The organism is Lentzea californiensis (assembly GCF_024648825.1).
Classification (GTDB): domain Bacteria; phylum Actinomycetota; class Actinomycetes; order Mycobacteriales; family Pseudonocardiaceae; genus Lentzea; species Lentzea californiensis.
Window position 1 is genome coordinate 75,518 of sequence record NZ_JANBBE010000008.1, and the last position, 26,754, is coordinate 102,271.

Annotated in this window: 25 protein-coding genes; 9 read left to right on the forward strand and 16 right to left on the reverse strand. The window is 67.6% G+C overall.

The window, feature by feature from the left end:
* Positions 1-5 precede the first annotated feature (5 nt).
* The gene (locus LX88_RS27115; RefSeq protein WP_258950625.1) at positions 6-2,009 is read left to right on the forward strand and encodes a S9 family peptidase; all 2,004 of its coding nucleotides are present in this window, start codon (positions 6-8) and stop codon (positions 2,007-2,009) included.
* Here LX88_RS27115 and LX88_RS27120 read toward each other — a convergent pair.
* Positions 1,979-3,019 (reverse strand): DUF4192 domain-containing protein, encoded by a 1,041-nt coding sequence (locus LX88_RS27120; protein ID WP_258950626.1) that lies wholly within the window; start codon positions 3,017-3,019, stop codon positions 1,979-1,981. The genes LX88_RS27115 and LX88_RS27120 overlap by 31 nt on opposite strands.
* Before the next feature lie 173 nt (positions 3,020-3,192).
* Complete coding sequence (locus tag LX88_RS27125; RefSeq protein ID WP_258950627.1) at positions 3,193-4,992, reverse strand: Xaa-Pro dipeptidyl-peptidase; 1,800 nt, start codon at positions 4,990-4,992, stop codon at positions 3,193-3,195.
* A gap of 107 nt (positions 4,993-5,099) precedes the next feature.
* Between LX88_RS27125 and add the strand changes: the two genes are divergently transcribed.
* Together add and cutA are read left to right on the forward strand one after the other, a co-directional pair.
* Entirely contained in the window at positions 5,100-6,101 is a 1,002-nt protein-coding gene (add, locus tag LX88_RS27130; RefSeq protein WP_258950628.1) for an adenosine deaminase, read from the forward strand.
* A complete protein-coding gene (gene cutA / locus LX88_RS27135; protein WP_258950629.1) occupies positions 6,098-6,412 on the forward strand; it encodes a divalent-cation tolerance protein CutA in 315 nt (104 codons plus the stop codon). The genes add and cutA overlap by 4 nt, the downstream gene beginning before the upstream one ends.
* Here cutA and LX88_RS27140 read toward each other — a convergent pair.
* Positions 6,395-8,419, reverse strand: a complete 2,025-nt coding sequence (locus LX88_RS27140) for a helicase (RefSeq protein ID WP_308203462.1) — start codon at positions 8,417-8,419, stop codon at positions 6,395-6,397. The two genes, cutA and LX88_RS27140, sit on opposite strands and share 18 nt — an antisense overlap.
* A 289-nt stretch (positions 8,420-8,708) precedes the next feature.
* Here LX88_RS27140 and LX88_RS27145 point away from each other — a divergent pair, with 289 nt between their 5' ends.
* Both LX88_RS27145 and lspA read left to right on the forward strand, forming a co-directional pair.
* On the forward strand, positions 8,709-10,007 hold the full coding sequence (locus tag LX88_RS27145) for a 6-phospho-beta-glucosidase (RefSeq protein ID WP_258950630.1): 1,299 nt from the start codon (positions 8,709-8,711) through the stop codon (positions 10,005-10,007).
* Between the two features lie 206 nt (positions 10,008-10,213).
* Positions 10,214-10,699, forward strand: coding sequence for a signal peptidase II (gene lspA / locus LX88_RS27150; RefSeq protein ID WP_258950631.1), 486 nt, complete (start codon positions 10,214-10,216; stop codon positions 10,697-10,699).
* On the opposite strand, the gene LX88_RS27155 is transcribed toward lspA, so the two are convergent.
* Together LX88_RS27155 and LX88_RS27160 are read right to left on the reverse strand one after the other, a co-directional pair.
* Positions 10,671-11,336: an endonuclease V gene (locus tag LX88_RS27155; protein WP_308203464.1), complete on the reverse strand. Its 666-nt coding sequence runs from the start codon at positions 11,334-11,336 to the stop codon at positions 10,671-10,673. The two genes, lspA and LX88_RS27155, sit on opposite strands and share 29 nt — an antisense overlap.
* Entirely contained in the window at positions 11,314-12,279 is a 966-nt protein-coding gene (locus tag LX88_RS27160) for a DUF3500 domain-containing protein (RefSeq protein WP_258950632.1), read from the reverse strand. Before LX88_RS27160 ends, LX88_RS27155 begins: the two co-directional genes overlap by 23 nt.
* A 205-nt stretch (positions 12,280-12,484) precedes the next feature.
* Here LX88_RS27160 and LX88_RS27165 point away from each other — a divergent pair, with 205 nt between their 5' ends.
* Positions 12,485-12,769, forward strand: coding sequence for an ArsR/SmtB family transcription factor (locus LX88_RS27165; RefSeq protein ID WP_372511436.1), 285 nt, complete (start codon positions 12,485-12,487; stop codon positions 12,767-12,769).
* The gene (locus LX88_RS27170) at positions 12,762-13,241 is read left to right on the forward strand and encodes an SRPBCC domain-containing protein (protein ID WP_258950633.1); all 480 of its coding nucleotides are present in this window, start codon (positions 12,762-12,764) and stop codon (positions 13,239-13,241) included. The genes LX88_RS27165 and LX88_RS27170 overlap by 8 nt, the downstream gene beginning before the upstream one ends.
* A gap of 105 nt (positions 13,242-13,346) precedes the next feature.
* Here the strand turns inward: LX88_RS27170 and LX88_RS27175 are convergent, their stop codons facing one another.
* The 4 genes from LX88_RS27175 to LX88_RS27190 all read right to left on the reverse strand — a co-directional run bounded on the left by LX88_RS27175 (position 13,347) and on the right by LX88_RS27190 (position 16,236).
* The gene (locus tag LX88_RS27175) at positions 13,347-14,288 is read right to left on the reverse strand and encodes an MBL fold metallo-hydrolase (protein ID WP_258950634.1); all 942 of its coding nucleotides are present in this window, start codon (positions 14,286-14,288) and stop codon (positions 13,347-13,349) included.
* A gap of 39 nt (positions 14,289-14,327) precedes the next feature.
* On the reverse strand, positions 14,328-14,756 hold the full coding sequence (locus LX88_RS27180; RefSeq protein WP_258950635.1) for a CBS domain-containing protein: 429 nt from the start codon (positions 14,754-14,756) through the stop codon (positions 14,328-14,330).
* 144 nt (positions 14,757-14,900) lie between these two features.
* The gene (locus LX88_RS27185; protein ID WP_170176661.1) at positions 14,901-15,068 is read right to left on the reverse strand and encodes a hypothetical protein; all 168 of its coding nucleotides are present in this window, start codon (positions 15,066-15,068) and stop codon (positions 14,901-14,903) included.
* Between the two features lie 208 nt (positions 15,069-15,276).
* Positions 15,277-16,236: a DUF6923 family protein gene (locus LX88_RS27190; protein ID WP_258950636.1), complete on the reverse strand. Its 960-nt coding sequence runs from the start codon at positions 16,234-16,236 to the stop codon at positions 15,277-15,279.
* A 324-nt stretch (positions 16,237-16,560) separates the two neighbouring features.
* Between LX88_RS27190 and LX88_RS27195 the strand changes: the two genes are divergently transcribed.
* Complete coding sequence (locus tag LX88_RS27195) at positions 16,561-17,319, forward strand: bestrophin-like domain (protein ID WP_258950637.1); 759 nt, start codon at positions 16,561-16,563, stop codon at positions 17,317-17,319.
* Here the strand turns inward: LX88_RS27195 and LX88_RS27200 are convergent.
* From LX88_RS27200 to LX88_RS27215, 4 genes are all read right to left on the reverse strand, one after another.
* The gene (locus LX88_RS27200; protein WP_090073300.1) at positions 17,316-17,972 is read right to left on the reverse strand and encodes an EcsC family protein; all 657 of its coding nucleotides are present in this window, start codon (positions 17,970-17,972) and stop codon (positions 17,316-17,318) included. The genes LX88_RS27195 and LX88_RS27200 overlap by 4 nt on opposite strands.
* A gap of 10 nt (positions 17,973-17,982) precedes the next feature.
* Complete coding sequence (locus tag LX88_RS27205; protein WP_258950638.1) at positions 17,983-20,499, reverse strand: PEP/pyruvate-binding domain-containing protein; 2,517 nt, start codon at positions 20,497-20,499, stop codon at positions 17,983-17,985.
* Between the two features lie 82 nt (positions 20,500-20,581).
* Complete coding sequence (locus LX88_RS27210) at positions 20,582-21,484, reverse strand: ADP-ribosylglycohydrolase family protein (RefSeq protein WP_258950639.1); 903 nt, start codon at positions 21,482-21,484, stop codon at positions 20,582-20,584.
* A 61-nt stretch (positions 21,485-21,545) separates the two neighbouring features.
* Positions 21,546-22,097, reverse strand: a complete 552-nt coding sequence (locus tag LX88_RS27215; RefSeq protein ID WP_258950640.1) for a hypothetical protein — start codon at positions 22,095-22,097, stop codon at positions 21,546-21,548.
* Positions 22,098-22,195: 98 nt separating this feature from the next.
* On the opposite strand from LX88_RS27215, the gene LX88_RS27220 reads away from it, so the two are divergent.
* Positions 22,196-22,717, forward strand: coding sequence for an HNH endonuclease (locus tag LX88_RS27220; protein WP_090073293.1), 522 nt, complete (start codon positions 22,196-22,198; stop codon positions 22,715-22,717).
* A gap of 27 nt (positions 22,718-22,744) precedes the next feature.
* Here LX88_RS27220 and LX88_RS27225 read toward each other — a convergent pair whose 3' ends face one another.
* The 3 genes from LX88_RS27225 to LX88_RS27235 form a co-directional block, all read right to left on the reverse strand.
* Complete coding sequence (locus tag LX88_RS27225; protein ID WP_258950641.1) at positions 22,745-25,570, reverse strand: vitamin B12-dependent ribonucleotide reductase; 2,826 nt, start codon at positions 25,568-25,570, stop codon at positions 22,745-22,747.
* 65 nt (positions 25,571-25,635) lie between these two features.
* Entirely contained in the window at positions 25,636-26,106 is a 471-nt protein-coding gene (gene nrdR, locus LX88_RS27230) for a transcriptional regulator NrdR (protein ID WP_030474703.1), read from the reverse strand.
* A gap of 259 nt (positions 26,107-26,365) precedes the next feature.
* Positions 26,366-26,650, reverse strand: coding sequence for a hypothetical protein (locus tag LX88_RS27235; protein WP_090073289.1), 285 nt, complete (start codon positions 26,648-26,650; stop codon positions 26,366-26,368).
* Positions 26,651-26,754 lie beyond the last annotated feature (104 nt).

The window sequence follows — 26,754 nt, forward strand, 5'->3', positions numbered from 1 at the left end:
CCGGGATGACCGACTTCGCCTCCTTCGAGAGCTACAACGCCACCGCGCGGCTCGCGTCGCTCGCGCTGTCCCCGGACGGCACCCGGCTCGTCACGGTCGTGTCCACGCTCGCGCCGGACGGCAAGACGTGGCAGGGCGCTCTCTGGGAGGTCGACCCCACCGGGGAGCGGGAGGCCGTCCGGCTCACCCGCTCCGCCAAGGGCGACTCCTCCCCCGTGTTCGCGGCGGACGGGTCGCTGCTGTTCCTCTCGGCCCGCCCGGACCCGCTCGCGAAGCCGGGCGAGTCCAAGGAGAAGAAGGCGCTGTGGCGCCTTCCGGTCCGCGGTGAGGCCGCCGAGGTGCTGCGACCGGGTGCCGGAGTCGGTCAGGTGCGTGCCGCCGGCGAGACGGTGCTGTTCACGTCGTCGGCGTACCGCTTCACGGAGTTCGGCGACGACGACAACGCCAAGCGCAAGGCCCGCGAGGACGCCGGCGTGACAGCGATCCTGCACGAGTCGTACCCGATCCGGTACTGGGACGCGGACCTCGGTCCGGCCTACCCACGGCTGCTGGCGGCCCCTCTCGCGGACGTCACCGCCGAGACGATCACCGACCTGAGCCAGGACTCCGAGACCAGGCTCAGCGACGAGGACGTCGCTCTCAGCCCAGACGGGAAATGGGCCGTCTACGGCCACGCCGTGGACGTCAGCGCCTCCTACGGCCGCAGGACCGAACTGCGGATCGTGGCCACGAACGGTGGTGCGTCGAGGGCGATCGCCTCCGAGGAGGGTTTCTCCTTCCACGGAGCCACGTTCACGCACGACTCCTCCGCCGTGATCGCCATCCGGTTCCGCGAGTCCACCTCGGACTTCCCACACCGGCGCGAGCTGGTGCGCGTCGAAGTGAGCGGCGACTCGATCACGCCACTGGCGCCCGGTTTCCAGGAGGAACCGGACCACCCGGTGGTGAGCCCGGACGGTTCGGCGGTCTTCTTCACCGCGAGTCACCTCGGCCACCAGCCGCTGTGGCGGCTGGACCTGGAAACCGGCGAGATCACGAAGCTGACGGTCTCCGGTTACTACAGCGATCTGGTCGTGAGCCCGGACAGCAAGACGCTGTACGCGCTGCGCAACTCGGTCGACCACCCGCCGCAGCCAGTGCGGTTCGCCGCCACCGGAGCCGATCAGGACCCGGAACGGCTGCGCGCGCCCGGTGCCATCCCCTCGGTGCCCGGCACCCTCACCGAGATCTCCACGGTCGTCGCCGACGGCAGGACCGTCCGTTCCTGGCTGGTGCTGCCGGAAGGCGCCTCCGCCGACTCCCCCGTCCCGCTGGTCCTGTGGGTCCACGGCGGCCCGGTCATGAGCTGGAACGGCTGGACCTGGCGCTGGAACCCGTGGCTGATGGCCGCGCGCGGCTACGCCGTCCTGCTGCCCGACCCCGCTCTGTCGACCGGCTACGGGCCCGACTTCATCAAGGCCGGCTGGGGCCGTTGGGGCGCCGAGCCCTACACCGACCTCATGGCCATCACAGACGTCGCGGTCGAGCGTGCCGACATCAACGCGTCCCGGACCGCCGCGATGGGCGGGTCGTTCGGTGGCTACATGGCCAACTGGATCGCCACCCAGACCGACCGGTTCCGCGCGATCGTCACCCACGCGTCCCTGTGGCACCTCGACGCCTTCTCCGGCGCCACCGACAGCTCCTACTTCTGGATGCGGGAGATGGGCGATCCCCTCACCCAGCCGGAGCGGATCCTGGCGAACTCCCCGCACCTGCGGGTAGCCGACATCAAGACCCCGATGCTGGTCATCCACGGAGACAAGGACTACCGGGTTCCCATCGGTGAGGGGCATCGCCTGTACTTCGACCTCGTCCGACACGGGGTCAATGCGAAATACCTCTACTACCCGACCGAAAATCACTGGATCCTCACCCCCGGGAACTCTCGGATCTGGTACGAGACGGTGTGGGCGTTCCTGGCCGAGCACGTCCTGGATCAGGACTGGGAGCGGCCCGAACTGCTCTGAGTACCGGCGAGGAGCTCACGGGCGCTGTCCATGTACTTGACCGACAGCTCCCGGATCTCCGACGGCGGGAACGCGGCGCTGACGACGGCTCGGACGAGCTTGCCGAGCGTGTGGCCGGGGCAGGCTTCCTCGGCCACATCGAGCGCGATGGACGCGATCCCGCCGTCGCCGCGCTGGTAGGCGTAGAACGCGAGCAGGCACGCGGGCTCGGCTCGTTCCGGTGCGGGGCATGCCCTGGTGAGCTCGAGCCACAGGCGTTCCGCCAGCCTGGACCTGGGCTGTGCCGCGAACCCCATGCTCGCGTCGCGCACCTCGGGCACCGCCAGTGCCTTCGCGAGAGCGACGATCTCCTTGTCCGGCAACGATCCCTTGCGATGCTCCACGGCGTCAATCGCGTCGCTCACCCGGCGCAGTTCGGTGCACGGGTCAGCGTCAGGCGAGCTCGTCATGAGTTCGTCGAGCAACGTGGATCTGCGTTCCAGAGCATCAGGTGGATCCAGTGTGAGGATCGCGGCCATGGCGGCGCGCGACTCGAACGTCACATTGCCTTCGTGTGCCGACGCGGCGGCGACAGCGGACAGCTGGGGATCCGGCAATGTGCCGTGACAGTCGATGTCGAGATAACACAGCCACTGCGCGTCTTTCTGGCACGACGGCAGCCACACGGCTTCGACGACTTCGATGCCCGCGCCACCCAACCGGTGTCTGAGGGCGGTGACCAGTGGCTCGTGCGGCAGTTCCTCGGGCATGTGCTCAGACGGCGGGCATACAACGACGAGGATCACTTCCGACGCGCCGTGTTCTTGCAGCGGACCTTCCAACTGGGCCGCAAGCAGGCCCCTATGTCGTGGGCGTGGAAGGTCGACGCGCATGGTCATGCTGACCAGATGGTCTTTCAGCACCAGCACGACCAGCGAGTCGGCCGGGTGGAACCCCATCAGGTGCGGGATCGCGGCGTACAGATCGCCGGCGTCACGGACTCGGATCGGCTTCGAGAGCGTTGAGGGCATGGGCCCACTGTGGAGGGCGGTCCGGGGTGGTGAGCCGAGTCGGCGCGAGATTGTGGACAACTCAGCGGCTGTGGACAGGTTGAGATCTTGGAGTGTTCCGGCGTGGGGTTCTGTCGGGGGTGGGTGCTAGGTTGCCGCGCTTCGGCCCCGAGAGACCGAAGCGCGGCGGCACGTCAGAACGACTGGAAAACGGAGCGCCAGCCGCCGACTACCGGCAACTCCACTGACGTCCGGGTGAGGTCCAGCGACAGGCCGGCACCCGGCTGCGGGCGCAGCGTGTAGTCGTAGTCACTGGAGATCACGACGAACTCGAGACGGTGACCGGCCTGCAGGACGTAGTCGTCCGGCACGATCGGCACCGCGACGTCGTAGAACTTGCCTGGCTTGATCGGCGACGTCTTGTCCGGCCGCTCCCGGTTCTGCGGGTCGGTCGAACCGCGCGTGATGACGTGCGACCTGCCATCCGGCGCACGGTCGACGAGCAGCGTCGTCACGTTCGCCGCGGGCCGGTCGAACGCGACCCGCAGGTTCGCCGTCGACTTGCCCGACAGCCGCACCGGCTTCTTCGCCGGCTCCGAGGTGTAGGAGAGACGGTTCGGCGAGGTCGCCAGGTCGATCAACGACTCAGCCGTCTTCGTCGCGTCGTCGGTCAGCTTCTCGACACCGCGGCCGGGCAGGACTCCGAGGCCGCCCTTGGCGGCCCCGCCCGCGGACAGCCTCAGCCGCACGTCGGACGTGCCGGGAGCCGGCCAGTCCTTCTCGTCGACCCACGTCTTGTCCTCGCGCTGCAGCGTCGCCTTCGGTTCCTTGTCGACGCCGTTGCGGTGACCCCAGAGGTACTGGGTGAACCAGCGGTTGAGCGTGCGCCGCCACTCGACCGAACGCAGCGTGTCGGCGTCCGTGTGCCCGGACTGGTGCAGCCAGATCTTGTGCGGCGCACCGGTCTTCTTCAACGCCGAGTACCACTGCTCGACGTGCGTCATCTTGACGTTCCAGTCGTTGAGCCCGTGCACCGCCAGCACGGCCGCACGGACCTTGCGGACGTCGTTCATGTAGTTGCGCTTGTCCCAGAACCGGCTGTAGTCACCGGTGACGCGGTCCTGGTCCTTCGCGATCTCGGCGATGATCGGCTTGCAGATTTCCCTGTCCGCGCGCGTGTAGACGTACTCGGCGAGCACGTCGGCGTCCTCGCCCTGGAACGTGCCGGGTGCGACGACGGCACCGTCCGCGCGGTAGTAGTCGTACCAGCTGGAGATCGCGGCGATCGGCACGATGGCTTCGAGGCCGCGCACACCGGTCGAGGCGACGGCGTTGGGCAGCGTTCCGTTGTAGGAGACGCCCATCATTCCGGTCTTGCCGGTCGACCACGTCGCCTTGATGGCCTCACCCGTGGCGGTGCGTGCGGTCGCACGGCCGTTGAGCCAGTCGACGACGACACGCGCCCCAACCGTTTCGTTGACGTCGCCCGTCGTCGGGCAGCCCGTCGACTTGCCGGTGCCGAGCGATTCGGCGTAGACGACGGCGTAGCCACGTGCGATGAAGTAGGCCTCGTAGCGACCCGACGTGATCGGGTTCGGGCCGAGGGCGGCGGTGATGCGTTCGTCGGAGGAGGCCTTGAGCAAGCGGCCATTGCGCTTGTCCGGTACGTACAGCTCGACGTCGACGTTGTGGTTGGCAACGTCGTTACCGCCGGAGAAGTACGGGCTGACCATGTAGACGACGGGGACCTTGAGACCTCGTTCGGTGGCGCGTGGCCGGACGACCTCGGTGTAGACCTCGTCGTCCTTGCCGTCGCGGTCACTGTCGACCGGTGCCCGGACCCAGAGGCTCTCCTTGACCACGTCCTTCGGATCGAAGACGGGTTGCGCCTCGCCGTCCTTGAACACCGGCCCTTCGGCGGCTTGGGCTGTCGTGGGCAGGAATGGCAGAACCAGCACCGCTGTCAGCAGTGCAACTCTTCGTGCGCCCCTCACGAGGCACCCCCAATGCGGAAGCCAGAGACAGGGATCGCCCTGCACCCTCTCCTTTGACTGCAAGACATGTCACCCGTCGAACGGCCCTTGACCTGAGAGCATGGACCGTGCACATTTCCGACTTCGTCCACGCGTTGCCGAAGGCCGAACTGCACGTCCACCTCGTGGGCGCGGCTTCCGTCGACACCGTTCTCGCCCTCGCGCGCAACCACCCCGGTGGGCGAGTGCCTGCCGACGAGGCCGCTTTGCGGAAGTTCTACGAGTTCAGGGACTTCCGCCACTTCATTACCGTGTACGGCATCATCAACGACCTCGTCACCACTGGCGAGGACGTCCGCACGCTCGTCGTCGGATACGCGCGTGACGCCGCACGGACCAATGTCCGATACGCAGAGCTGACGATCAGCGCGACCAGCCACCTGCGAGCGGGCATCGAGCCCGACGAACTCGTCGAGGCGTTGAAGGCAGGCCGCGACGAGGCGCTCGCCGTGCACGGCGTGACGTTGCAGTGGATCTTCGACGTTCCCGGCACCTGGGACCGCGACTGGGGCATGACTAGTGCGCGGTTCGCGACCGAGTACCGGCCCGAGGGGTTGGTCGGGTTCGGGCTGGGCGGATTCGAGTCGGACTCGCCGAGGGCGAAGTTCCGCGAGGCGTTCGCGATGGCGCGCGACGCCGGGCTGCACATGGTGCCGCACGCCGGTGAGACGACGCCGCCCAGCGAGATCTGGGCCGCGCTTCGCGATCTGCGTGCCGAACGGATCGGGCACGGCGTCAGCGCTGTGCAGGATCCGGACCTGGTGCGGCACCTCGTCGACGAGAGCATCGTGGTGGAGGTGTGCCCGACGTCGAACATCCGCACGGGTGCGGTGATGTCGCTGGACGAGCATCCGTTGCCGCGGCTCGTGGAGGCCGGCGTGCCGGTGACGATCAGCACCGACGACCCCGGCATGTTCCACACCGATCTCGACCGCGAGTACCTGCTGTGCCACGAGCGCTTCGGGTTCGGCCGCGACGAACTCGCCGGCCTCGCACGGGCGGCCGTGCGGTCGTCGTACGCACCCGCCGAACTGAAGGACCAACTGCTGAAGGAGATCGACGCCCTGTGAGTGGTACGAGTGTGGTGACGACGACGGTCGGCTCTGCCGAGGCTGCCGAGGCCCTGGCGAAAGGCGTCGTCGAGGCGAGACTTGGCGCGTGCGTACAGATCGTGCCGATCCGCAGCGTCTACCGGTGGGACGGCGAGGTGCGCGTCGACGACGAATGGCAGTGCGTCGTGAAGACGTCTGCCACCCGCGCCGACCAGCTCGTCGCGCACATCAAGGCGAATCACGACTACGACGTGCCAGAGGTCGTCGTCACCCCCGTCATCGGGGGCAACGACGACTACCTCACGTGGGTCTCAGAGGAGACCTCGTAGGTGACGTGGCAACGGCTCGGTGTGCAGGACGCCGAGCCGTTGCGTCGCCCTTGTCAGCGCCACGTACAGCTCGCTGGGCGACATGCGTTGCGGTTCGACGACGAGGACGACGTCGAACTCCAAGCCCTTCGCCGCTCTCGGCGGCATCCAGCCTTCGCCGATGACGGCGATCGTGCGTTCGTTGCACGCATCAGCGTGCGCGTCGAGTTCGTCGCGTACGGCCGCCGATACATCAGTTACGCGGCGGGCCCACGGACGTACTCCGGCCTTGCGCACCGACACCGGCGCCGACGCGTCCGGGTCGACGAGCTTCAGGACCGGGGTGGCGACGGCCATGATCTCGCCGGGGGTGCGGTAGTTGACCTCCAGCCTGCGGTAGGTGAACCGGTCGAACACCGATCCCCAGCTCCGGACGCCGCCGGCCGCCTGGCGCTGGGCCAGGTCGCCGACGACGGTCATGGACCTGTTCGGGCAGCGGCGCAGGAGCACACGCCAGTCCATCGCGGACAGTTCCTGTGCCTCGTCCACGACGAGGTGGCCATAGGTCCACGTGCGGTCGCCGGCGGCTCGCTCGGCGAGGGTGCGCTGGTCCCGGGCCTCGTGCCGGGCGGCCAGCACCTCGGCGTTGACGAAGTCCGTGACGATGTACTCGTCGGAGTCCGCGCGCCTGTCGATCGACAGGACGTCCATGACGCCGCGCGCGTATTCGAGCTGTTCCTCCTCTTCTCGTCTCGCCGCGCGCTCCGCGGCTCCGTCGGACCCGAGCAGGTCGGCGAGCTCGTCCAGCAACGGCACGTCGGACACCGTCCACGCTTCGGCGTCGGGCCGGTGCAGTTCCGGTGCGCCGATCCGGAAACAGCGGCCGTCGTACAGGTCGGCGAGCAACTGCTCCGGTGTGAGCAGCGGCCACAACCTGTCGACGGCGTCGCGCAACGCGGGGCTGTGCCGGAGTTCGTGGCGGACGTCCTCCTCGATCTCCGGCCAGTCGACGCCGATCAGCCGCATCGCCGGCGCGACGAGTTCCTCGGCGAGCGCGAGGAAGAAGTACTTGCGCGCGGCGTTGTGCGGCAGTCCGTAGTAGCGCGTCTTCTCCCGCGCGACGGCGGCGACGTGCGCGTCGAGCGGGACGACGACGTCCTCCAGCTCGATCTCGATGGGCTCGTCGGGAAGTTCCTGCCGGTCGGCGACGGCGACGGCCAGCAGGTCCAGAACTGATGTGTCGCCCTTCAGCCGTTGCAACGCCGGGGTGTCCTCGACGTCGGTGACGACGCCGGGATACAGCTCTCCGGGTGTCGCGAACACGACGTCGGTCTCCCCCAGAGACGGCAGGACGTCGCCGACGTAGCGGAGGAAGCCGGTGTTCGGGCCGACGATCAGCACTCCGTGGCGCGACAGGCGTTCACGGCGCGTATACAGCAGGTATGCCACGCGGTGCAGAGCCACGGCGGTCTTGCCCGTCCCCGGCCCCCCTTCGATCACCAGCACGCTGGGCCCCGAGTAGCGGATGATCTCGTCCTGCTCGGCCTGGATGGTCGAGACGATGTCGCGCATCGTCGCGGTCCGCGGTGCGTTGAGGGCGTCGAGCAGTGCGGCCGTGTCGGTCAGCAGTTCGTCGTCGTGGAAGTCGCACAGCTCCCGGTGACGAACCCGGAAGTGCCGCCGCAGTACGACACCCTCCGGGTTCGCGGCGGTCGCCGTGTAGAACGGACGCGCCGCGGGCGCGCGCCAGTCCAGCAACAGTGGTTCGAAGTCGTCGTCGAACAGTCCGATCCGTCCGATGTAGGTGCAGTCGCCGTTCTCCGAGTCGATGCGGCCGAAGCACAGTCCCACCTCGGCCGCGCGGTACTTCCCCAGTTCCCTCGTGAGCACCTCGACGGAGGCCTCCCGGTCCAGTCGCGGGGTGACGGTGTCCCGCAGTGCGGCCGCAAGACCGGCAGCCGCTTTGTTCCGTTCTTTGTCGAGCCTTTCATACAGAGAGGTGATCCGTGCCTGTTCGCTCGCCAACACCTTGCCCCCTGTGATACAATCCTCTTATCTTCCCGGAAGATTCATTCCGAAAATCCAAAGCCATTCTTTGTATCACACTTCAGTCGCGCGCGGCACCCTTTGCGAGAGCCCGCGATGAAGGTGATCGCCCTGGTCAGCGGCCCCGAAGAGCGTTCGCAGGCTCCGCACCCTTTCAACAGCGGATTGACTGCCAAACCTCCGGCAATTCGTCGTCGACCGCACCTGGAAATGTAGGATTCAGCGAAGCGGCCGCCACTGCGGAAGAGGCCTGAATGGATGTGGTGAAGGCATGAAGCTGGTCATCCTCGGCGGGGGCGGCTTCCGCGTGCCGCTCGTCTATCGCGCGTTGCTCGCCGATCACTCGCCCGGTCGCGTGACGGAGGTCGTGCTGCACGATCTCGACGCTGCCCGGCTGTCCGCGATCGGAGGCGTTCTCGCCGAACTCGCGACCGGCACAGCGCATGCGCCGGCCGTGACGACGTCGACCGACCTCGACGAGACGTTGCGCGGGGCGGACTTCGTGTTCTCCGCGATCCGCGTCGGCGGGCTAGACGGACGCGCGGCCGACGAGAGCGTCGCGGCAGGCTGCGGCGTGCTCGGGCAGGAGACCGTTGGCGCTGGCGGCGTTGCATACGGTCTGCGTACCGTGCCCGTTGCGCTCGACATCGCGCGCCGCATATCAGTGCACGCGCCGGACGCATGGGTCATCAACTTCACGAATCCCGCCGGCATGGTCACCGAGGCGATGGCGGCACACCTCGGCAGTCGCGTCATCGGCATCTGCGACTCTCCGGTCGGCCTCGGGAAGCGGGTCGCGCGGGCGGTCGGCGCCGATCTCGCAGACGCGTGGCTCGACTACGCCGGTCTCAACCACCTCGGCTGGCTGCGGGGTGTCCACGTGCACGGGCGGGACGTGCTGCCGGACCTGCTCGCGGACACCGAGCGGCTCGAGTCGTTCGAGGAGGGCAAGCTCTTCGGCTCGGAGTGGCTGCGGACGCTGGGTGCCATTCCGAACGAGTACCTGCACTACTACTACTTCACGCGTGAGGCAGTGGAGTCCGGCGCCTCGCGCGGGGCGTTCCTCCAGGAACAGCAGAAGCGGTTCTACGCGGCTCCTTCTTGGGAGAACTGGGAACGGACCCGCCTCGAACGCGAGCAGACGTACATGGCCGAGACCCGCGAGGACGAACGCGACAGCGACGACCTCGACGGCGGAGGCTACGAGCGGGTCGCCCTGGACCTGATGCACGCCATCGCGTCCGACAACCGAGCCACCTTGATCCTCAACGTGCCCAACAAGACGACGCTGGCCTGTCTGGACGCGGACGCCATCATCGAGGTGCCGAGCCTTGTGGATGCGAACGGCGCGCGGCCCGTCTCGGTCAGCCAGGTGCCGGATGAGGGCGTCGGACTCGTCACCGCACTCAAGGTCGTCGAACGCGCCACCATCAAAGCCGCCATCAGCGGTGAACGCGCACATGCGGTGAAAGCGTTGGCGCTGCATCCGCTCGTTGACTCCGTGAACATCGCCCGCAAGATCGTCGACGCGCATCCGCTCCTGTCCGGAGTCTTCCGCGCCACGTTCTGAGATCGTGGACGCCCACCTCTTGCGGCAACTCAGTGGATGTCTCGTTCCTGTCTGTGGAGCGCATCGTGGCGGAAGACATCGCGAGCGATCGGGGACGCTGGACGAGCAGTTTCGCGCGGCGATCGACGTTGACGACCTCGCAGCGTTCAAGGAGTGACGAGGGTCTGATGCCGAGTGGCGGTGTTCTTAACTACGCTCGTCCGCAAATGGACACCACCACCTCTCGCCGCGTGCCACTCGTCATGGGCATCGCCGTGCTCGTGCTGCTGCTGGACCAGGCCACGAAGTTCTGGGCCGAGAACGCGCTGACCGGCCGCGCGCCCATCCCCGTGCTCGGGGAGTTCCTGCAGCTCAGGCTCCTCTACAACCCCGGCGCAGCGTTCTCGATCGGTGCGGGGTCGACGTGGATCTTCACCATCGTCGCGGCCGTCGCCGTCGTGATGCTCGCGCGGTACGGCATGCAGCCGCAGACGAGGCTGCGGGCGGCCGCGCTCGCGTTGATGCTGGGCGGCGCGACGACGCACCTGCTCGACCGGCTGTTCCGGCCGCCGGGCTTCGCGCGCGGGCACGTCGTCGACTTCCTCGACTACAACGGCTGGTTCGTCGGCAACGTCGCGGACATCGCGCTGGTCTGCGGTGCGATCCTGCTCGTGCTGCTGAGCTTCACCCCGACGAAGCAACCTGCCGAGTGAGCGTGTCGGCGCGGCGGGTCGTCTCGGGCAGCCGGTAGCGCGGGGCCAGCCGCAACACCTCCGCACATGCCCGGTCCAAGTCGATCTTGTGGCCGATCGACACGAAGACGGGCTTCACGCCATCCTGCGTGCGCAGGGCTCTGCCGACGACCTCGTCGCCGTCGTCACCGTCCATGACGAGGTCGCTCATCGAACCGCGGGCATGGCCGGGCTGCTCGAACGCGCCCATCGGGTTCTTCGCGACACCGACGCTCGGGATGCCCGTGTGCACGCCGAGGTGGCACGCCAGGCCGAACCTGCGCGGGTGCGCGAGGCCCTGACCGTCCGCGACCAACAGGTCGGGTGCGACGGTCACCTGATCGAGGGCCCGCAGCAGGACCGGCATCTCGCGGAACGCGAACAGCCCCGCGATATAGGGGAAGTCCGTCGTGTCCTCGACGATGACCTCGTCGAGGATGGCCAGCGTTTTTGCATCGAACACCACACAAACGCCCGCAACCGAGTCATTGCTACGGTAGCCGACGTCCAGGCCTGCGACGGTGTCTATCTGCAGGTCAGGGGCGCTTTCGGTGATCACCTGGGTGCGCAGGCGTTCTTGCATCGCGACGGCGTCGTCAACCGTTCTGGGCCACTCCACGGACGACAGTGTGCCGTGACGCGTCGTAGTGGGCGGCGAGGAGGTCATCGCCGAAGTCACCTGAATGGCGACGCCAGACAGTGTGGACGTGGTTGGCCTCGTTGGCCGTGTTGTCGTACTCGATGAGCAGGTCCGGGCCTTGAACGCGGTAGTAGTGGCCTTCGCCTCGGCGCAGGGAGCCTTCCCACGAGAAGTGCAGGCGCTCCGGGTCGATCTGGGCGAACTCCTCGTCGGCCAGTTCGTAGGAGAGCCGGTCGAGGTAGAAGCGGACGATGTCGACGAGCAGCTCCGCCGCGGGTTTGCCGAGCTGAGCCGGCGTCACGCCGATCGGTTCAAACGGGCTGGTTCGCGGCGAGTTGCCGCTGCGGATGTCGTGCGGAGCGGTGTCCGAGACGACGGCCAGGCGGCGCGCGGTCGGGCCCATGCGGTCCAGGAGTTCGCGGGCGAGTTCCTCCTCCAGTCGCAGTGGCTGGCCCACGACGCGCCCGCGGTAGGTGACACGGGCCGGGTTCGCGCCGAGGAAGAACGGTGTCGCCGAAACGCGGCCGTCGGCGATGACGACGTTCACCGACAGGTGGTGTCCCTCGACTCGCCAACCCCACGGGTCGTCACCACCGGGCGTGCCGAAGAGCACGGTCCAGAAGTCGCCGTTATGTCGATCGCGGTGCCCGCCTTCGCGGTGGTCGAGCACGTCTTCCAATGCCATCACCGCTGCGGCCTGGGCATAAGCATGCGGGCTGAGCACTGTCGCGAGCATGCCGTGCACCGCCTTGCGCTGCTCTCGCCGAAGCTCGCCTAGCGCGAGTCCTGGGCGTGTACCGGGTGTGTACGCCCAGCGGTGCCTCAGGTCGTCGTCGGTGATCGCGCGAATCGCGTGTTCGCGCTGGTCAGCGGCGAGCAAGCCAATATATCGGTGCGTGGCGTCGGCGACGTCGTGCAGCATGCTTCGAACTTATAGGCCTTGAGGTCGCGGAGCAGCAGCTAGCGGGTTCCCGCGTGCGGCCGAAGTGTGTCGTTGAGAGTCACCTGCCGATGTTGCCGTTCCGAGCTCGAAACCTCGGTTCACAGGTGTTAAAAGCTTACGTAATGAAGCTGCCACATGATGATGACGCCATCTGGCGCGCCCTCGCGAATCCCTGAGGCGCGCGATTCTCGACGTTCTGCGCACGGGACCGCGCACCACGGGCGAACTGGTCGAGGCGTTGGAGACCAGCCGGCACGTCGTCATGCAGCACCTCGGTGTGCTCCGCGAGGCCGATCTGGTGCTCGTGGAGCCGCGGGGCCGGAAGCGGGTCAACCACCTGAATCCCGTGCCCATCCAGCAGATCCACCAGCGGTGGGTCGCGCACTACGAGGAGAACTGGGCAGCGGCGCTGGTCGGCTTGAAGCTCACGGTCGAGAGCGCCGGACAGGAGGATGAGCACGTTGGCTGAACCTGGTACCGAGCTGTTGCACAGCATCGTGATCGCCGTACCCATCGAGAAGGTGTGGGCGGAGATCACCAAACTCGACGGCAAGCAGCGCGCGATGATGGACGCGTTTCTCGACTCCGCGCTCGAACCAGGCGCGCCGCTGTACTACCGGTCCACCGATGGCAAGCGGGTCTTCGTCATCGGCCGCGTCGTCGAGGTCAACCCGCCCAGACTGCTCTCCCACACCCAGCGGCTCACCATGCGCGACGATCCGTGGACCGTCGTCTCGTGGGAACTTGAAGAGGTCGACGGCGGCACGCGGGTGACGCTGCGTAACTCCGGTTGGCCCGAGGGCGTCAAGCGGCTCGACAAGGTCGACGCGACCTGGAAGGGCATCCTCGCCGCACTCAAGCAGGTCGTGGAGTCCGGTGATGTCGGCGCCGCGCTGAGGTTCCAGTACGCGATCATGCGCGCCTTCATGTGGGCCGTCTAAAACGTGAAACCTGGTTTAGCAATGACTCTTCGGACGTCGACGTCCAAAGAGCCATTGCTAAGCAGCAGCTCAGAGCCCTGAAGGAAGCAATATATTGGGTGGGCGTCAGGCGTGGCAGGCGATGGGGCCGCCGTGGAGCTCCATCATGTCCATCCAGACGCGAGGCAGTTCGAGGCGCTCGGAGAGCGGTTTGCCGTCCAGTTCGTGGTAGGCGCGGTGGAGGTTGCCGACCAGGCGTTCGGACTCCTGCCACGACGAGAAGCGCGACTCCCCCGCCTCCCGGACGACTTCCATCGGGGTCTTGCCGGCGGCATGGCCGGACTTGGCCAGGTCTGAGAGGTAGGTCGTGTAGGCGACCAGGTCATCGAGAACGCGGGCGATTTCGGGGCCTCGCAGTAGCGGACCGTGACCGGGGACGATCACGTCGGCGTTGAACGCGCGCAGGAACTCGAGTGCTGACAGGTAGCCATGGATGCTGCCCTCCGCGAGGAACGGCTGGCCGCCCGCGAAGACCAGGTCGCCGGTGAACAGGACGCGCTCGGCCGGGAGCCACGCGACGGTGTCGCCGCGGGTGTGCGCTGGGCCGGGGTGGTGCAGTTCGACCACGCGCGTGCCCAGGTGCAGCGTCAAAGAAGTGCTGTATGTGAGGGACGGCGGGCGAACCTCGATGTGGCCGTAGTCCGGGCCGGTCAGGACCTGCGCGGCGATCAGACCGGCGGCGAGCACCTCTTCGCGGCACGCCTCATGGCCGACGATCACCGTCGAGGGCGGCACGAGCCAGTTACCGAAGGTGTGGTCACCGTGGTGGTGGGTGTTGATCACGTAGCTGGGAGCGGCGGCGGACACCGATGCCACCGAGGCGAGCAACGCGCGGTTGCGGGCCTCGGTGGACGTGGTGTCCACGAGCAGCAGCGTGTCGTCCGAGCCGACGACGACACCGGTGTTGTTGATCATCCAGGACCCGTCGGGCTGGATGTAGGCGTGGACCCCTGGTGCGACCTCCACCAGTTCTGGGACGAGTTCGGGCCGGTCAGGAGAAGGTTTCACCCGAGCCAGCGTACTGAGGCGTTTCCGGTCCGCCGCCGGTCAGCCTTGGGAGATGTAGGCCTGCAACTGGTCCTGCGATTGTTCGAGCTGACCGATCCGGCTCTTCACCACGTCGCCGATGCTGACGATCCCGACCAGTTGCCCGTCGGACAGCACGGGCACGTGGCGGAAGCGCCGCTCGGTCATCACGACCGTGAGGCTGTCCACCGTGTCCGACGGCGAACAGGTGAAGACGTCGGCGGTCATGATCGCCGACACGGGAGAAGACAGCAGTTCGACGCCGACCTCGTGCAGCCGGCGCACCACGTCGCGCTCCGACACGATCCCCGCCACGCCGGACGAACCGACGACGACGATCGCGCCGATGTTGTGTTCGGCGAGCGCTCTGAGCAGTTCGGACACCGGGACGTCCGGGTCGATTGTCGCGACCGCCGATCCCTTGGTCCGCAAAACGTCAGCGATCCTCACCTGGCGCCTCCGATCCTGTCGGTCCGGTAGCAACTCAGGCTAGATCGGATCCGGACAGAACGGGAGATCAAGCCCACGAAGGGAGCAGGGGACGTAGCCGTTCGGCCACGTCCCCTGCCGGTGTCGCGCCTGGTTCGGCGTCGGCTACGCGGATCCTCCGCGGCGACGGGTCGCGAACTGGCGCGGATGGACCAACGGCACACGCTGCTGCGGCAACTGGAAGTGCGTGTTCTGGTCCTGCTTGCCCCGCTTCTGCGCACGTCGCGCGGCACGGTTGCCCGGCTCGGGCTGGGGTTGGGTGGTGTCAGGCATGCGAAAGCCTCCTCGCGAAGAGGGCGTGCAAAGGGCACGGCGAAAGACGGCCGTGAGAGATGGACCCGCGCATGGGTCACCGGAGACGCGCGCGACGACGAGGTCGCGAAGGGCAGCGTCGAGAGCGCTGCGGGGCTTCATCAGATGAAGAGCATGTCCGCAACGCTAGCGAGGCCGCAGCCTCGTGCCAACCGAATTAAGCCGCGTCCTAACCCCGGGCCCGAGCGGCGGCCGCGCCGGCGCCGAGCATCACGAGGATGACGGTGACCATCGCCCACTTGCGGGACTTGGTCATCGGCGTCGTCTCCGGGTCGAGTGCGAGTTCCTTGCGAGGCTCGGGTTTCTGACGCGCGGCACGCACCGGCATCGGTTGCTGCGGTGCGACGGGCGGCGGTGTGGCCGCGATGGGCGAGGGCGGCGGCACGACCGGTGCGGGCGCCGGAGCCGGGGCGGGAACCGGCGCGGGAGGAGCAGGCGGTGGCAGTGGCGCCGGTACCTCGGGGCGGGGTGCGGGAGGTTCGACGCGCGGCGGCATCGGGTTCGGCAGACAGCCCGCCGCGTCGATCATGCCCATCTGCGGGCCGGTCGAGAGTTCCGCTGCCGTGGTGCCCGTGATGCGGTAGACGCGGCTGCGACCCTTGTAACCGTTGTTGATGGCGTAGACGGTGCCGGCCGAGTCGATCAGCACGGCGCCGTACGTGGACCTGCCGGGCAGTTCGGCGATCTCCGCCTTGGCCAACACCCGCCCGGTCATCGGGTCGAACGACACGACCTCGCCCGGCCCCCAGCCCGCGGCCGACACCCCGGTCAGCTTCCCGCTCGCCGGGTCGGCGGTGAAGTCGTCGAGCGTCAGGGCGGGCCAGTCCAGCACCACGGTGCGCACGATCTTCAGATACGACGGGCTGTCCGGGTCGATGTCGATGGCGTGCAGCCGGGCGTGGTCACGCACGTAGAACTTGGTGCCGACGACCGCGCCCGCCGACACGTCGTCGGTGCGGAACCAGTGCGCGTCAACAGGTCCGAGGTCGTTGACCACTCCCCTGGTGTCGATCAGCACGACGTGCGACGGGTTCTTCCACCAGCGGTGGCCCTTGGACGTGAGTCCGACCAGACGGCCCAGCGCCGGCGAGTACCCCAGTGCATTCACCGCGTAGTCCAGGCGGGCCACTTCCGTCACCCCACCGGATGACGCGTCCACTTTCGTGAACATCGAAAAGTGTCCACGATGGGATGAACGTACTTGATAAGCGTCACAGTTCGGCGGCGCAGCTTGAGCAACGGCGCTGGTGAACGGCGTGGAAAGCACCAATAGCGAGGAGACCGCGCCCAACGCGAGCGAATCCCGCCGCCACCGGTATGGAGTAACCCAATACGACAACCGGGTATTTGTGCTGTTGCCGCGCATTCCCACCTGACCATTACTCGTCAACCAGACCGTGCTGTACCGGTCACAGTAGACCGTGGTCTAATCCCACACCAGAAAGGAGCCGAATTGAGCATTTACCTCAGCGGCACGCTCTGGGTTCTCGGTGCCGCAGCCATCTCCGCCGTTCTCGTCGTCATCACCCGCCGGTTCGGCTCGGAGGAAGTGGGCGAGAAGAACCTCGGCGCGGGCGGATCGGTGTTCAGCATCGTCGCCGGTCTGCACGCGGTGCTCGCCGCGTTCATCCTCATCTCCCTGTTCGACTCGGCGAACGGCGCCGAGGAACAGGTGCAGAAGGAGGCCAACGCGCTGGTCGCCGTCGACTGGTCGTCGGACTCGCTGCCGGACCCCGTGAAGTCGCAGGTCGACCAGTTGATCCGCGACTACGTGTCGACCGTCGTCGACGACGAGTGGCCTCGCATGCGCGACGGCGAAGAGATCGGCAACCAGGGCTGGGCCACGTTGAACCAGCTCAGGGACGCGATCTCGACGGCGGCGCCGAACGGTGCCTGGCAGGAGGACCGCAAGGCCGAGGCGGCGAACCAGCTGTGGGAGGTCTACCAGGCCAGGCAGGAACGGCTGGACGCGGCGGACAACGGGGTCAACCCGGTCGTGTGGCTCGCGCTGCTGATCGGCACCGGGCTCTCGCTGCTGTTCCCGTACCTGTTCGGCGGGCCCACCCTGACCTCGCAACTGCTGATCACGATCACGCTGAGCTCGACCCTGGTCCTGCTGCTGTTCGCGATCTACCAGTTGCAGAACCCTTTCAGCGGCGGCGTGCTCATCCCGCCGGACGCGTTCAGTTCCGCGCTGGACCGGCTGAGCTAACGCTGATCGGTCGTTCCGTCCGCTTCCTCGATCTCGACGGACAGCACCTCGCCGTCGATGAACTTCGGCAACACGTCCGTGTGAGTGAAGTAGCGATTCGCGAACGCGCCGACCGCCCTGGTGGACGCGGCGTCGACGCCACCGCCGATGACGCCGCCCAGCAGCGGAACGCCCTTCGCCACGACAGTACCGAGTTTTTTCGTACCGTATTTTGTGATGAGTGCCGACGCGGCCTTCTTGGTGAACTGCTTGATGCCGACTTTCTTGAACAGCTCGGTTCCGGCATTGCCGAGAAGGCACAGCAGGATCGCCATCTGCACCTCGTCGCTGTCCACGTCGTGACCGCGCACCGCCGCGATGGACGCGATGAGGTGCGTCTGGATGACGTAGGTGGCCGCGACGTTGGACGGCAGCGAGATCGGCAGCGTGATCAGGCCGCCGAGGTTCGTGATGAAGCCCTGCGCGCCCGCCAGCGCCACGTGCGTGCGGACGAGGTGCTTGATCGCGTCGGTCTCGTCGCCCTTCTTGACGAGCGCGTCGGACGCCGCCTCGCGGGCGCTCTTGAACGGCCCGAAGCCGTCGACGCCGGCGCGCAGCAGGTAGTCGGCGATGCCCTGCTGGGCCTTGTTCAGCTCACCCTTGGACTCAGCCACGAACCCGACATTACGCGTCCGGCCGCCCTTCTGAGACCTCGACGGGCGACTCCGGTGTGATCACCGCGCCCGTGCTGCCGTCCACGGTGATCCGGTCGCCGGTTCTGATCCGCGTGACGGCCTCGCGCACCCCCACGACCGCCGGAATGCCGTACTCCCGTGCCACGACCGCGCCGTGCGAGTTCGCGCCGCCCATCTCCATCACCAGGCCGCCCGCCGTGAGGAACAGAGGCGTCCAGCCTGGGTCCGTCGACGGCGCCACGAGGATCTCGCCCGGTTCGAGGTGCGCGCCGACCGGGTCCATGACGACGCGTGCGATGCCGGTGATCGTGCCCGCCGACGCCGGTGTGCCGACGAGGTCACCCTCCGCGGGGGCGCCGTGGTGCACGGCTTCGGGTTCCGTGCCGTCCGACAGCAGCACGCGCGGGATGTGCCTGCGCCGCATCTCCCGGTCGTAGACCTCACGGCGCCCGGCCACCGTCGGGCGCAGATCTCCTTGCGCGGACCGCATTTCCTCGAAGTTCAGGAAGAACACGTCGTCCGCGACGTCCAGCCGCCCAGCCGCGACGAGTTCGGCGCCGATGGCGGCGACGCGCTTCCGTAGCACACCGAACAACGTGATGATCAGGTACTTCGGGTACTCCCGCAGGCCGGCGAGCACCCTGGTGCGACGCAGCGCGAAGCGCACGAACCAGCCCCAGCCTCGGGCACGGCGGGCGAGCGTGTCGATCATCGCCTCGGCTTCGGCGGCACCGCGTGCGAAGACCGCGTCGGGGTGGCCCTGGTCGCCTTCCAGGCGCAGGAAGTTCTTGATCACGCCGATGACGTGCGCCGGGTCGTCGGACCACCGCGGCAGGCCCAGGTCGATCTCGGCGACGGCGCGGTGGCCCCACCGCGCGAGGAAGCGGTCGAGCGCGGCCGGGCGTTCGCCGTCCTGGAGCTGCCGCAGCGCGACGGGATCGCGCCTGATCTCCTGCGCGAGGTCCCACATCGCCATGTCCATCTGGGTGGTGACGTTGTTCGGCAGGCCGCGCAGCACGGTCTGCAACTCCCCCGGCCCGGTCCTCACGACCTTGCCGACCAGGCCGAGCATCGCGAACCCGACCAGCGCGGTGGGCGCGAGGCGGGGCAGCACGGGCACGACGCACTGCTGTAGCGCCTGTTCGATCGAGAGGGTCGCGGACTTCTCCAGTATCTGGCGTTCCAACCGCAACGCCTCGCGCACGGCCTTCTCGGGGTTCGCCAGCGCCTTCATCGCCGTCACGGGTACGCGGAAGCGGCGGGCGAGCCGGAGAACGCGCTTCAACGCGGGCGTCGGCGACGAGTTCCTGATCGCGAACCTCGGGTCGTCGAACAGGCCCCGCAGCACCTCGGAGGAGCGCGCCTCCATCACGCCGAGCAGGCGCGTGACGAACTCGCGGCCCACCTTGCTCTGCAGGACCTTGGTGACATCGAAGAAGATGCGTTCGCCGTTCTCCACATAGGACTTGCTCCGCGGATCGCCGATCACGATCTCGAGGGCGGACTTGGAGATCTCCCGGAACGTCGCGCGCCCCATCGGCGTGATCGGTCGTTCGAGCCCCTGTGCGAGGCTGAAGCAGAAGTAAGCGTGCGCGGTGCCGTCCGGGTTGTCCGGCAACGGGAACAGCGTCGTGATCGGCCTCGCCTGGGTGAGGTGCAACTCGCCGTCGTCGTCGATCGCCCACTCGATGTCCTGTGGCGAGCCGTAGCGCCGCTGCACCTTGCGACCGAGGACGGCGAGCCCGTGGATCTGCCCGTCGGTGAGGCATTGGCCGGCGCTCTCGCCGACCTCGACGTGTTCGGTGCCGCCACCGGGCAGCGAGCGGATGACGAGCTTCTTGTCCCCCAGCCGTTTCTCGGCGATCTCGCTGCCGGAGACGACGAAGTGGTCGGGGTTGACGGCGCCGGACACCACGGCCTCACCGAGACCGGGGCTCGCGTCGATGACGATCTGGTCGCGCGTGCCGGTGACCGGGTTCGCGGTGAACATCACCCCGGACACCGCGGACTGCACCATCCGTTGCACGACGACGGCCAGGTAGGTCGTGGTGTGGTCGATGCCGTTGGTGTCGCGGTAGCTGACCGCACGGTCGGTCCACAGCGACGCCCAGCACCGGCGCACGGCGTCGACCACCTCGTCCTCGCCGACGACGTTGAGGAACGTGTCCTGCTGGCCGGCGAAGCTCGCGAACGGCAGGTCCTCGGCCGTGGCGCTGGACCGCACGGCGACCGGGACCCTGTCGCCGAGATTGCGGTACTCGGCGACGACCGCATCACGGATCTCCTGCGGCACAGCGGTTTCCAGCAACGTCCTGCGGGCGTTCTCCGGAGTGGTGCTCGCCAGCTCGTCAGCCTGCGCGACGGCGCGGTAGGCCTCGGTGGTGACGCAGAAACCCTGCGGCACCGGGAAGCCGGCCCTGGTGAGCTCACCGAGGTTCGCGGCCTTGCCGCCCACCGTGGCGAGCATCGTGCCGTCGATGGACTTGAAGCCGATGGTGAGCGTCATGGTCACCCCTCCAGGTGTCGCCTGAAAAGGAGGCTACGAGCATTCGGCGAATAACTCAACACGTGATGAATAAATCACGCCCTCAGGACGAAACCTCCTGATCAGAGCGCTCGACCCAATTCGGGAGAGGCTCGCGCTCCCGCCGCCACTCCTCCGGCGGGTTCGCGACGATGCCGCCGACGATCGCGGCCGTCGTGTCGACGTCGCCGCCGGCCCTGACGCACGCCGTGATGGCGGCGCGGTAGTCGTCGAGGTGGTGCGCGGCGACCCAGAGGGTGAACGGCACGGTGTCCTGCGCCGTCACCCGCGACCCGTTGCCGAGGACGTACGCGGCCTCTTCGGCGTCACCGATCTTGCGCGCCTTGTCGATCCCCTTGCGCACGAACGAGTCTTCGAGGTGGTCGAGCACCGTTCCGAGCAGATCTCGCGGCGGCGTGCCCGTCAGCCGTGCTCTGGCCGCGACGGCCGCCGCGTGTGCCACCGCGAGGCCTCCCATGACACCCTCGGGGTGCTGGTGCGTCACCTCGCTGGCCCGGATCGCTTGCGTCGTCACGGTTCGCGGGTCGTCGGCGAAGTACGCGCCCAGCGGTGCGATCCGCATCGCCGCCCCGTTGCCGCACGAACCTTGCCCGTCGAACGCGCTGGAGGCCGCGTCTTTCCACGGCGTGCCTTGGCGGATCTTGCGCAGGATGGTGAAAGCCCCAGCGCCGTAACCGCGGTAGGGCTCGCACCGATCGGCGAACGTCGCCGCGAGCCGGGTTGGGTCGACGTCACCGTGGTCACGGAGCTCGGCGACGAGGTTGCAGGCCATTTCGGTGTCGTCGGTCCACTCCCACGGACCCCGTGGCGGCTTGCCGGCCACGAGGTCGGGCAACGAGCGGCCGACCATGAAGAACTGAGCGCCCAGAGCGTCGCCGACGGAGAGCCCGTCGAGCGAGGCGTATGCGAGGTCCAGGCGCGCACGAGTGTGCAGAACTATGCGCATCACCTGCGATTTTACCGGTTCGGCCTACCCTGGGCACACGAATTCGGAGTGATCCGGGAGTTCACCTCGACAGCCCGGCAGGCGTGAAGACGAAGCTGTCGCGGAAGCCACCGTCACCACGCCGCGTCGCCATCAGCCGCATCTCCGGCATGAAGTGGAAGAACACCAGCGCCCCCGACCGGTCCGGGTAGCCGAGCGTCTTCGAGTACTTGGGGTTCGTACCGCCCAGCCACAACGGCGGCTCGCCGTACTCGGCGATCACGTCGTCGAGCAGGCAGTCCCGCTCCCCCAGCACGCCGGGGATCCGGCTGTCGGCGTCGAGCGACAGCCAGCCCTGCCGGTGCGCGAGGTCCGCGTACACCGAGGCCATGACGTCCTCGCTGCGGTGGCCGAGCGCCTCGTGCACCGCGCCGCTGACCATCGCCGCGTTCGCCGCGCCGCGCTTGACCAGCGACTCGAGCTCAATCTGCCACCGGTCCGTGCGGTCGTCGGCGAACGCCAGCGCGTCGAGCAGGGTGAGGATCACCGCCTCACCGCCGTACATGCCGGGACGCCGGACAGCCGCGTTGAGCTGACCGAGCAGGTACCGGCGTAAGTCGTCGAACGAAGGCATCTCTCCCCCTTGATGCGAGATGTTCTATCAGTTGCGGGTGGGCGAAACGGAATCGCCTTCATGACCGACAGGGGAGGCAACAACTGGGGAAGGACCACATGAGCATCAGCAACCAGCAGATCGTCGCGTACCGGGTCGAGCACGAGGTCGAGCTCGTCATCGACTGGAGCACGGCCCACGAACGATGCTGGCGCTGCGGTTACAGGTCCTCACTCGAGCAACACCTCGTCGTGCCTGCGTCAATGGGTGGCAGTCGCACCACGGACAACCTCGTGTTGCTGTGCGGGCGGTGCGTCAGCGAGTCGCCGAGCCACCAGGATCCGCAGTACCTGTGGCGGTGGCTGCGCGCGACTTCGGCCTCGTCCTACGACACGTACTGGACGTTGCGCGGGTGGGAGGAGTTCGAGGTCATCTTCGGCCGCAGGCCGCTGGAGTGCTTCGAGGAGGCGGCGGTCAACCACCGGTCGCTGAACGCGGAGTGCCGGGCGCTGGCCGCGGACGAGTTCGCGAAGACCGTCATGCGCTTCGGGGAGGGCCGGCTCAACCCGTCGACGATCGCGTGCGTGATCGCGGAGGTCGAGAAGAAGCTGGCGGACCGCCACGGCATCACACTGCCGTGACGGTCCGCCACTGGTTCAACTGAAGGATCAGCTGCAGCCGGACGTGCTGCCGCAGCCCTCGCACAGGTAGCACGAGCCGGCCGGACGCATCTTCGTGCCGCAGGTCATGCACAGCGGCGCGTCAGCGGCCTTGCCCAGGTGCAGCTCCAGCAGCTCGGTCGAGCTACCGACGTGCTTCGGCGTCTCCGCGGCGGCCTCGACCTGCTTCGGAGCGGCCTCCACCGAGCCGCGCAGACCCTCGAGGTCCACATCGGACGACGCCGGTGCGCCGTACTCGCCGGCCACCTGCGCCGAACGCTCGTCGGCGGTGAAGATGCCGAGCTGCGCGCGCTTGTCGTAGGACAGGTAGTCCAGCGCCAGGCGGCGGAACAGGTAGTCGAGCACCGACGTCGCGATGCGCACGTCCGGGTCGTCGGTCATGCCCGCCGGCTCGAAGCGCAGGTTCTGGAACTTCGAGACGTAGAACTCCAGCGGGATGCCGTACTGCAAGCCCACCGAGATGGACATGGAGAACGCGTCCATCACACCGGCGAGCGTGGAGCCCTGCTTGCCCAGCTTGACGAAGATCTCGCCCAGACCGTTGTCCGGGTAGGAACCGGCGTGCAGGTAGCCCTCGGCGCCACCGACCGTGAACGACACCGTCTGCGACGGGCGCTTCTTCGGCAGGCGCTTGCGGACCGGGCGGTACTCGACGACCGTCTCGGTCTTGGCCTCGGCGCCCTTGTTCGCGCCCTTGCCGGCGGACAGCGGCTGGCCGACCTTGCAGTTGTCGCGGTAGATCGCGAGCGCCTTCAGGCCGAGCTTCCAGCCCTGGTAGTAGATCTCCTCGACGTCCTCGACCGTGGCGTTCTCCGGCATGTTGACCGTCTTGGAGATCGCACCGGACAGGAACGGCTGCGCGGCAGCCATCATCCGCACGTGGCCCATGGGCGCGATGGAACGCTCGCCCATCGCGCAGTCGAAGACCTCGTAGTGCTCGCGGCGCAGGCCCGGCGCATCGACGACGTGGCCGTGCTCGGCGATGAACTCGACGATCGCCTCGATCTGCTCGTCCTGGTAGCCCAGCGACTTCAGGGCGCGCGGCACCGTCTGGTTGACGATCTGCATCGAGCCGCCGCCGACGAGCTTCTTGAACTTGACCAGGGCCAGGTCCGGCTCGATACCGGTGGTGTCGCAGTCCATCATCAGGCCGATGGTGCCGGTGGGGGCCAGCACGGACGCCTGGGCGTTGCGCCAGCCGTTCTTCGCGCCGATCTCCAGCGACTGCTGCCACGCCTCGGTCGCGACCTTGTGCGTGGCGGCGTCGTTTCCGCCGTAGGTGCGGATCAGGTCGTTGGCGGCGGCGTGCTTGCGCATGACGCGCTGGTGAGCCGTGGCGTTGCGCTTGTAGCCGTCGTACGCGCCGACCATGCCCGCGAGTTCCGCGGAACGGCGGTACGAGACACCGGTCATCAGCGAGGTGATGGTCGCGGCGAGCGCGCGGCCGCCCTCGGAGTCGTACGCGTGGCCGGTCGCCATCAGCAGCGCGCCGAGGTTGGCGTAGCCGATGCCGAGCTGGCGGAACTTGCGGGTGGTGTCCGCGATCGGCTCGGTCGGGAAGTCCGCGAAGCAGATCGAGATGTCCATCGCGGTGATGATCAGCTCGACGGCCTTGGCGAACGTGACGGCGTCGAAGCGGCCGTCGTCACCGAGGAACTTCATCAGGTTCAGCGACGCGAGGTTGCAGCTCGAGTTGTCGAGGTGCATGTACTCGGAACACGGGTTGGACGCGGTGATGCGGCCCGACTCGGGGCAGGTGTGCCAGTCGTTGATCGTGTCGTCGTACTGGATGCCGGGGTCGGCACAGGCCCACGCCGCCTGGGCGAGCTTGCCGAACAGCGACTTGGCGTCGACGCGCTCGATGACCTCACCGGTCTGGCGCGCGCGCAGACCGAAGTCGTTGCCGCTCTCGTAGGCGTGCATGAACTCGTCCGACACGCGGATCGAGTTGTTCGCGTTCTGGTACTGCACCGACACGATGTCCGCGCCGCCGAGGTCCATGTCGAACCCGGCGTCGCGCAGCGCGCGGATCTTGTTCTCTTCCTTCGCCTTGGTCTCGATGAACTCCTCGACGTCCGGGTGGTCGACGTCGAGGACGACCATCTTGGCCGCGCGGCGGGTGGCGCCACCGGACTTGATGGTGCCCGCGGACGCGTCGGCGCCACGCATGAAGGACACCGGGCCCGAGGCGGTGCCGCCCGAGGACAGCAGCTCCTTCGAGGAACGGATGCGCGAGAGGTTCAGGCCGGCACCGGAGCCGCCCTTGAAGATCAGGCCCTCCTCGCGGTACCAGTTGAGGATCGACTCCATCGTGTCGTCGACCGCGAGGATGAAGCAGGCGCTGACCTGCTGCGGCGAGCTCGTGCCGACGTTGAACCACACCGGCGAGTTGAAGCTGAACACCTGGTGCAGGAGCATGTACGTGAGCTCGTGCTCGAAGATCTCGGCGTCCTGCTCGCCCAGGAAGTAGCCGTGCTCCTTGCCGGCGCCCACGTAGGTCTTCACGACGCGGTCGATCAGCTGGCGCAGCGACTGCTCGCGCTTCTCACTGCCGACAGCACCGCGGAAGTACTTGCTGGTGACGATGTTCGTGGCGTTCACCGACCAGAACTCGGGGAACTCGACACCGCGCTGCTCGAAGTTCACCGAGCCGTCACGCCAGTTCGTCATGACGACGTCGCGGCGCTCCCACGTGACCTCGTCATAGGGGTGGCGGCCTTCGGTGGTGTAGACGCGCTGGATCTTCAGCGCGGCAGGCTTCGCAGCCGCCCGTGCGGCTGTCTTCTTGGCTGAGCCGCCGACGGTCTCGGTCACGGTGGATCTCCCTCGTACTGGTGCTTAGAAAAGATGATGGTCACGCGCGCTTGGGCGCACGCGGATCACTGCTCGGCCGGTGAGTCCTCGGCACGGGCAGTGCGAAGATCAAGGATTTCCTTCTCGAAGTCCTCTACCGAGGAGAAGGAGCGATACACGCTCGCGAAGCGCAGATAAGCGACCTCGTCGAGCTCACGCAGGGGGCCGAGAATGGCGAGGCCCACCTCGTGACTGGCGATTTCCGCGCATCCCGTCGACCGGATCGACTCTTCCACCCGCTGGGCGAGTTGCTGGAACGCGTCCTCGTCGACAGGGCGGCCCTGACACGCCCTGCGCACGCCTACGACGACCTTGTCGCGGCTGAACGGCTCCGTCACCCCGGAGCGCTTGACCACGGCGAGAACCGCTTCTTCGACCGTGGTGAACCTGCGGCTGCAGCTGTTGCAGGAGCGGCGGCGACGGATCACCTGTCCCTCGTCGACTTCACGGGAGTCGACCACCCGTGAGTCCGAATGACGGCAGAACGGACACCGCACGCCACTTCCCCCTTCTCAGCGCAGCACCCATCGCAGCAGCCACACTGGTCGGGTTACCCACAACCTGTGGACTACTTACGACGGTGTAACCACTAGATGTAGGGGTAGAACCTAGATCGCTGCGGACGGCAACGCAACTCGACACACCACTCGAACGGGGGAACGTTGCGCCGATCAGCGGCGATTACGCAAAAAAGCCCGCCGGTGACGGAGCGTTCACGTCACGGCGGGCACCGAAACACAAGATGTAGGGGCAGACCTACGGGGTGACCCCCGCCTGCTGTAGGTAGAGCACGCCGAGCGCGACCACCGTGAGTGCGCTCAGGACGCCGACCGCAATGAGTTCGAACAACGACTCGCGCTTCGGCCGGACCTCGCACGAACTCGACTCGCGCGACGAGGGCACCACGAGCGGACGCGGCTTGGTCGCCGGCCTGCGGGGCATGACACGAGGACCCGAACGGAGTGGACGTCCCGCTGCGACGTCCGCGTCTTCGACAACCCGCATCCGCTTCTCGACGAGCACCGCCATCACGACCTCCATCGCAGGTCAACCACTATGATCGAACAGGGGTTCGATCGAACGTCCGTGCGAATTTCTACCAGACCCGCCGTCCTGACGCCACAACACGCGCCCAAATACCTCGA

Bases quoted from the DNA above. Each gene is read 5' to 3' on its own strand.
- LX88_RS27160 (WP_258950632.1), bottom strand. From the start codon at position 12,279: ATGCTGCACGACGTCGCCGACGCCACGCACCGATATATTGGCTTGCTC.
- LX88_RS27220 (WP_090073293.1), top strand. From the start codon at position 22,196: ATGAGCATCAGCAACCAGCAGATCGTCGCGTACCGGGTCGAGCACGAG.
- LX88_RS27120 (WP_258950626.1), bottom strand. From the start codon at position 3,019: ATGCCCTCAACGCTCTCGAAGCCGATCCGAGTCCGTGACGCCGGCGAT.
- LX88_RS27115 (WP_258950625.1), top strand. From the start codon at position 6: ATGACCGACTTCGCCTCCTTCGAGAGCTACAACGCCACCGCGCGGCTC.
- LX88_RS27215 (WP_258950640.1), bottom strand. From the start codon at position 22,097: ATGCCTTCGTTCGACGACTTACGCCGGTACCTGCTCGGTCAGCTCAAC.
- LX88_RS27235 (WP_090073289.1), bottom strand. From the start codon at position 26,650: ATGGAGGTCGTGATGGCGGTGCTCGTCGAGAAGCGGATGCGGGTTGTC.
- LX88_RS27210 (WP_258950639.1), bottom strand. From the start codon at position 21,484: ATGCGCATAGTTCTGCACACTCGTGCGCGCCTGGACCTCGCATACGCC.
- lspA (WP_258950631.1), top strand. From the start codon at position 10,214: ATGGACACCACCACCTCTCGCCGCGTGCCACTCGTCATGGGCATCGCC.
- LX88_RS27145 (WP_258950630.1), top strand. From the start codon at position 8,709: ATGAAGCTGGTCATCCTCGGCGGGGGCGGCTTCCGCGTGCCGCTCGTC.
- LX88_RS27205 (WP_258950638.1), bottom strand. From the start codon at position 20,499: ATGACGCTCACCATCGGCTTCAAGTCCATCGACGGCACGATGCTCGCC.
- LX88_RS27185 (WP_170176661.1), bottom strand. From the start codon at position 15,068: ATGCCTGACACCACCCAACCCCAGCCCGAGCCGGGCAACCGTGCCGCG.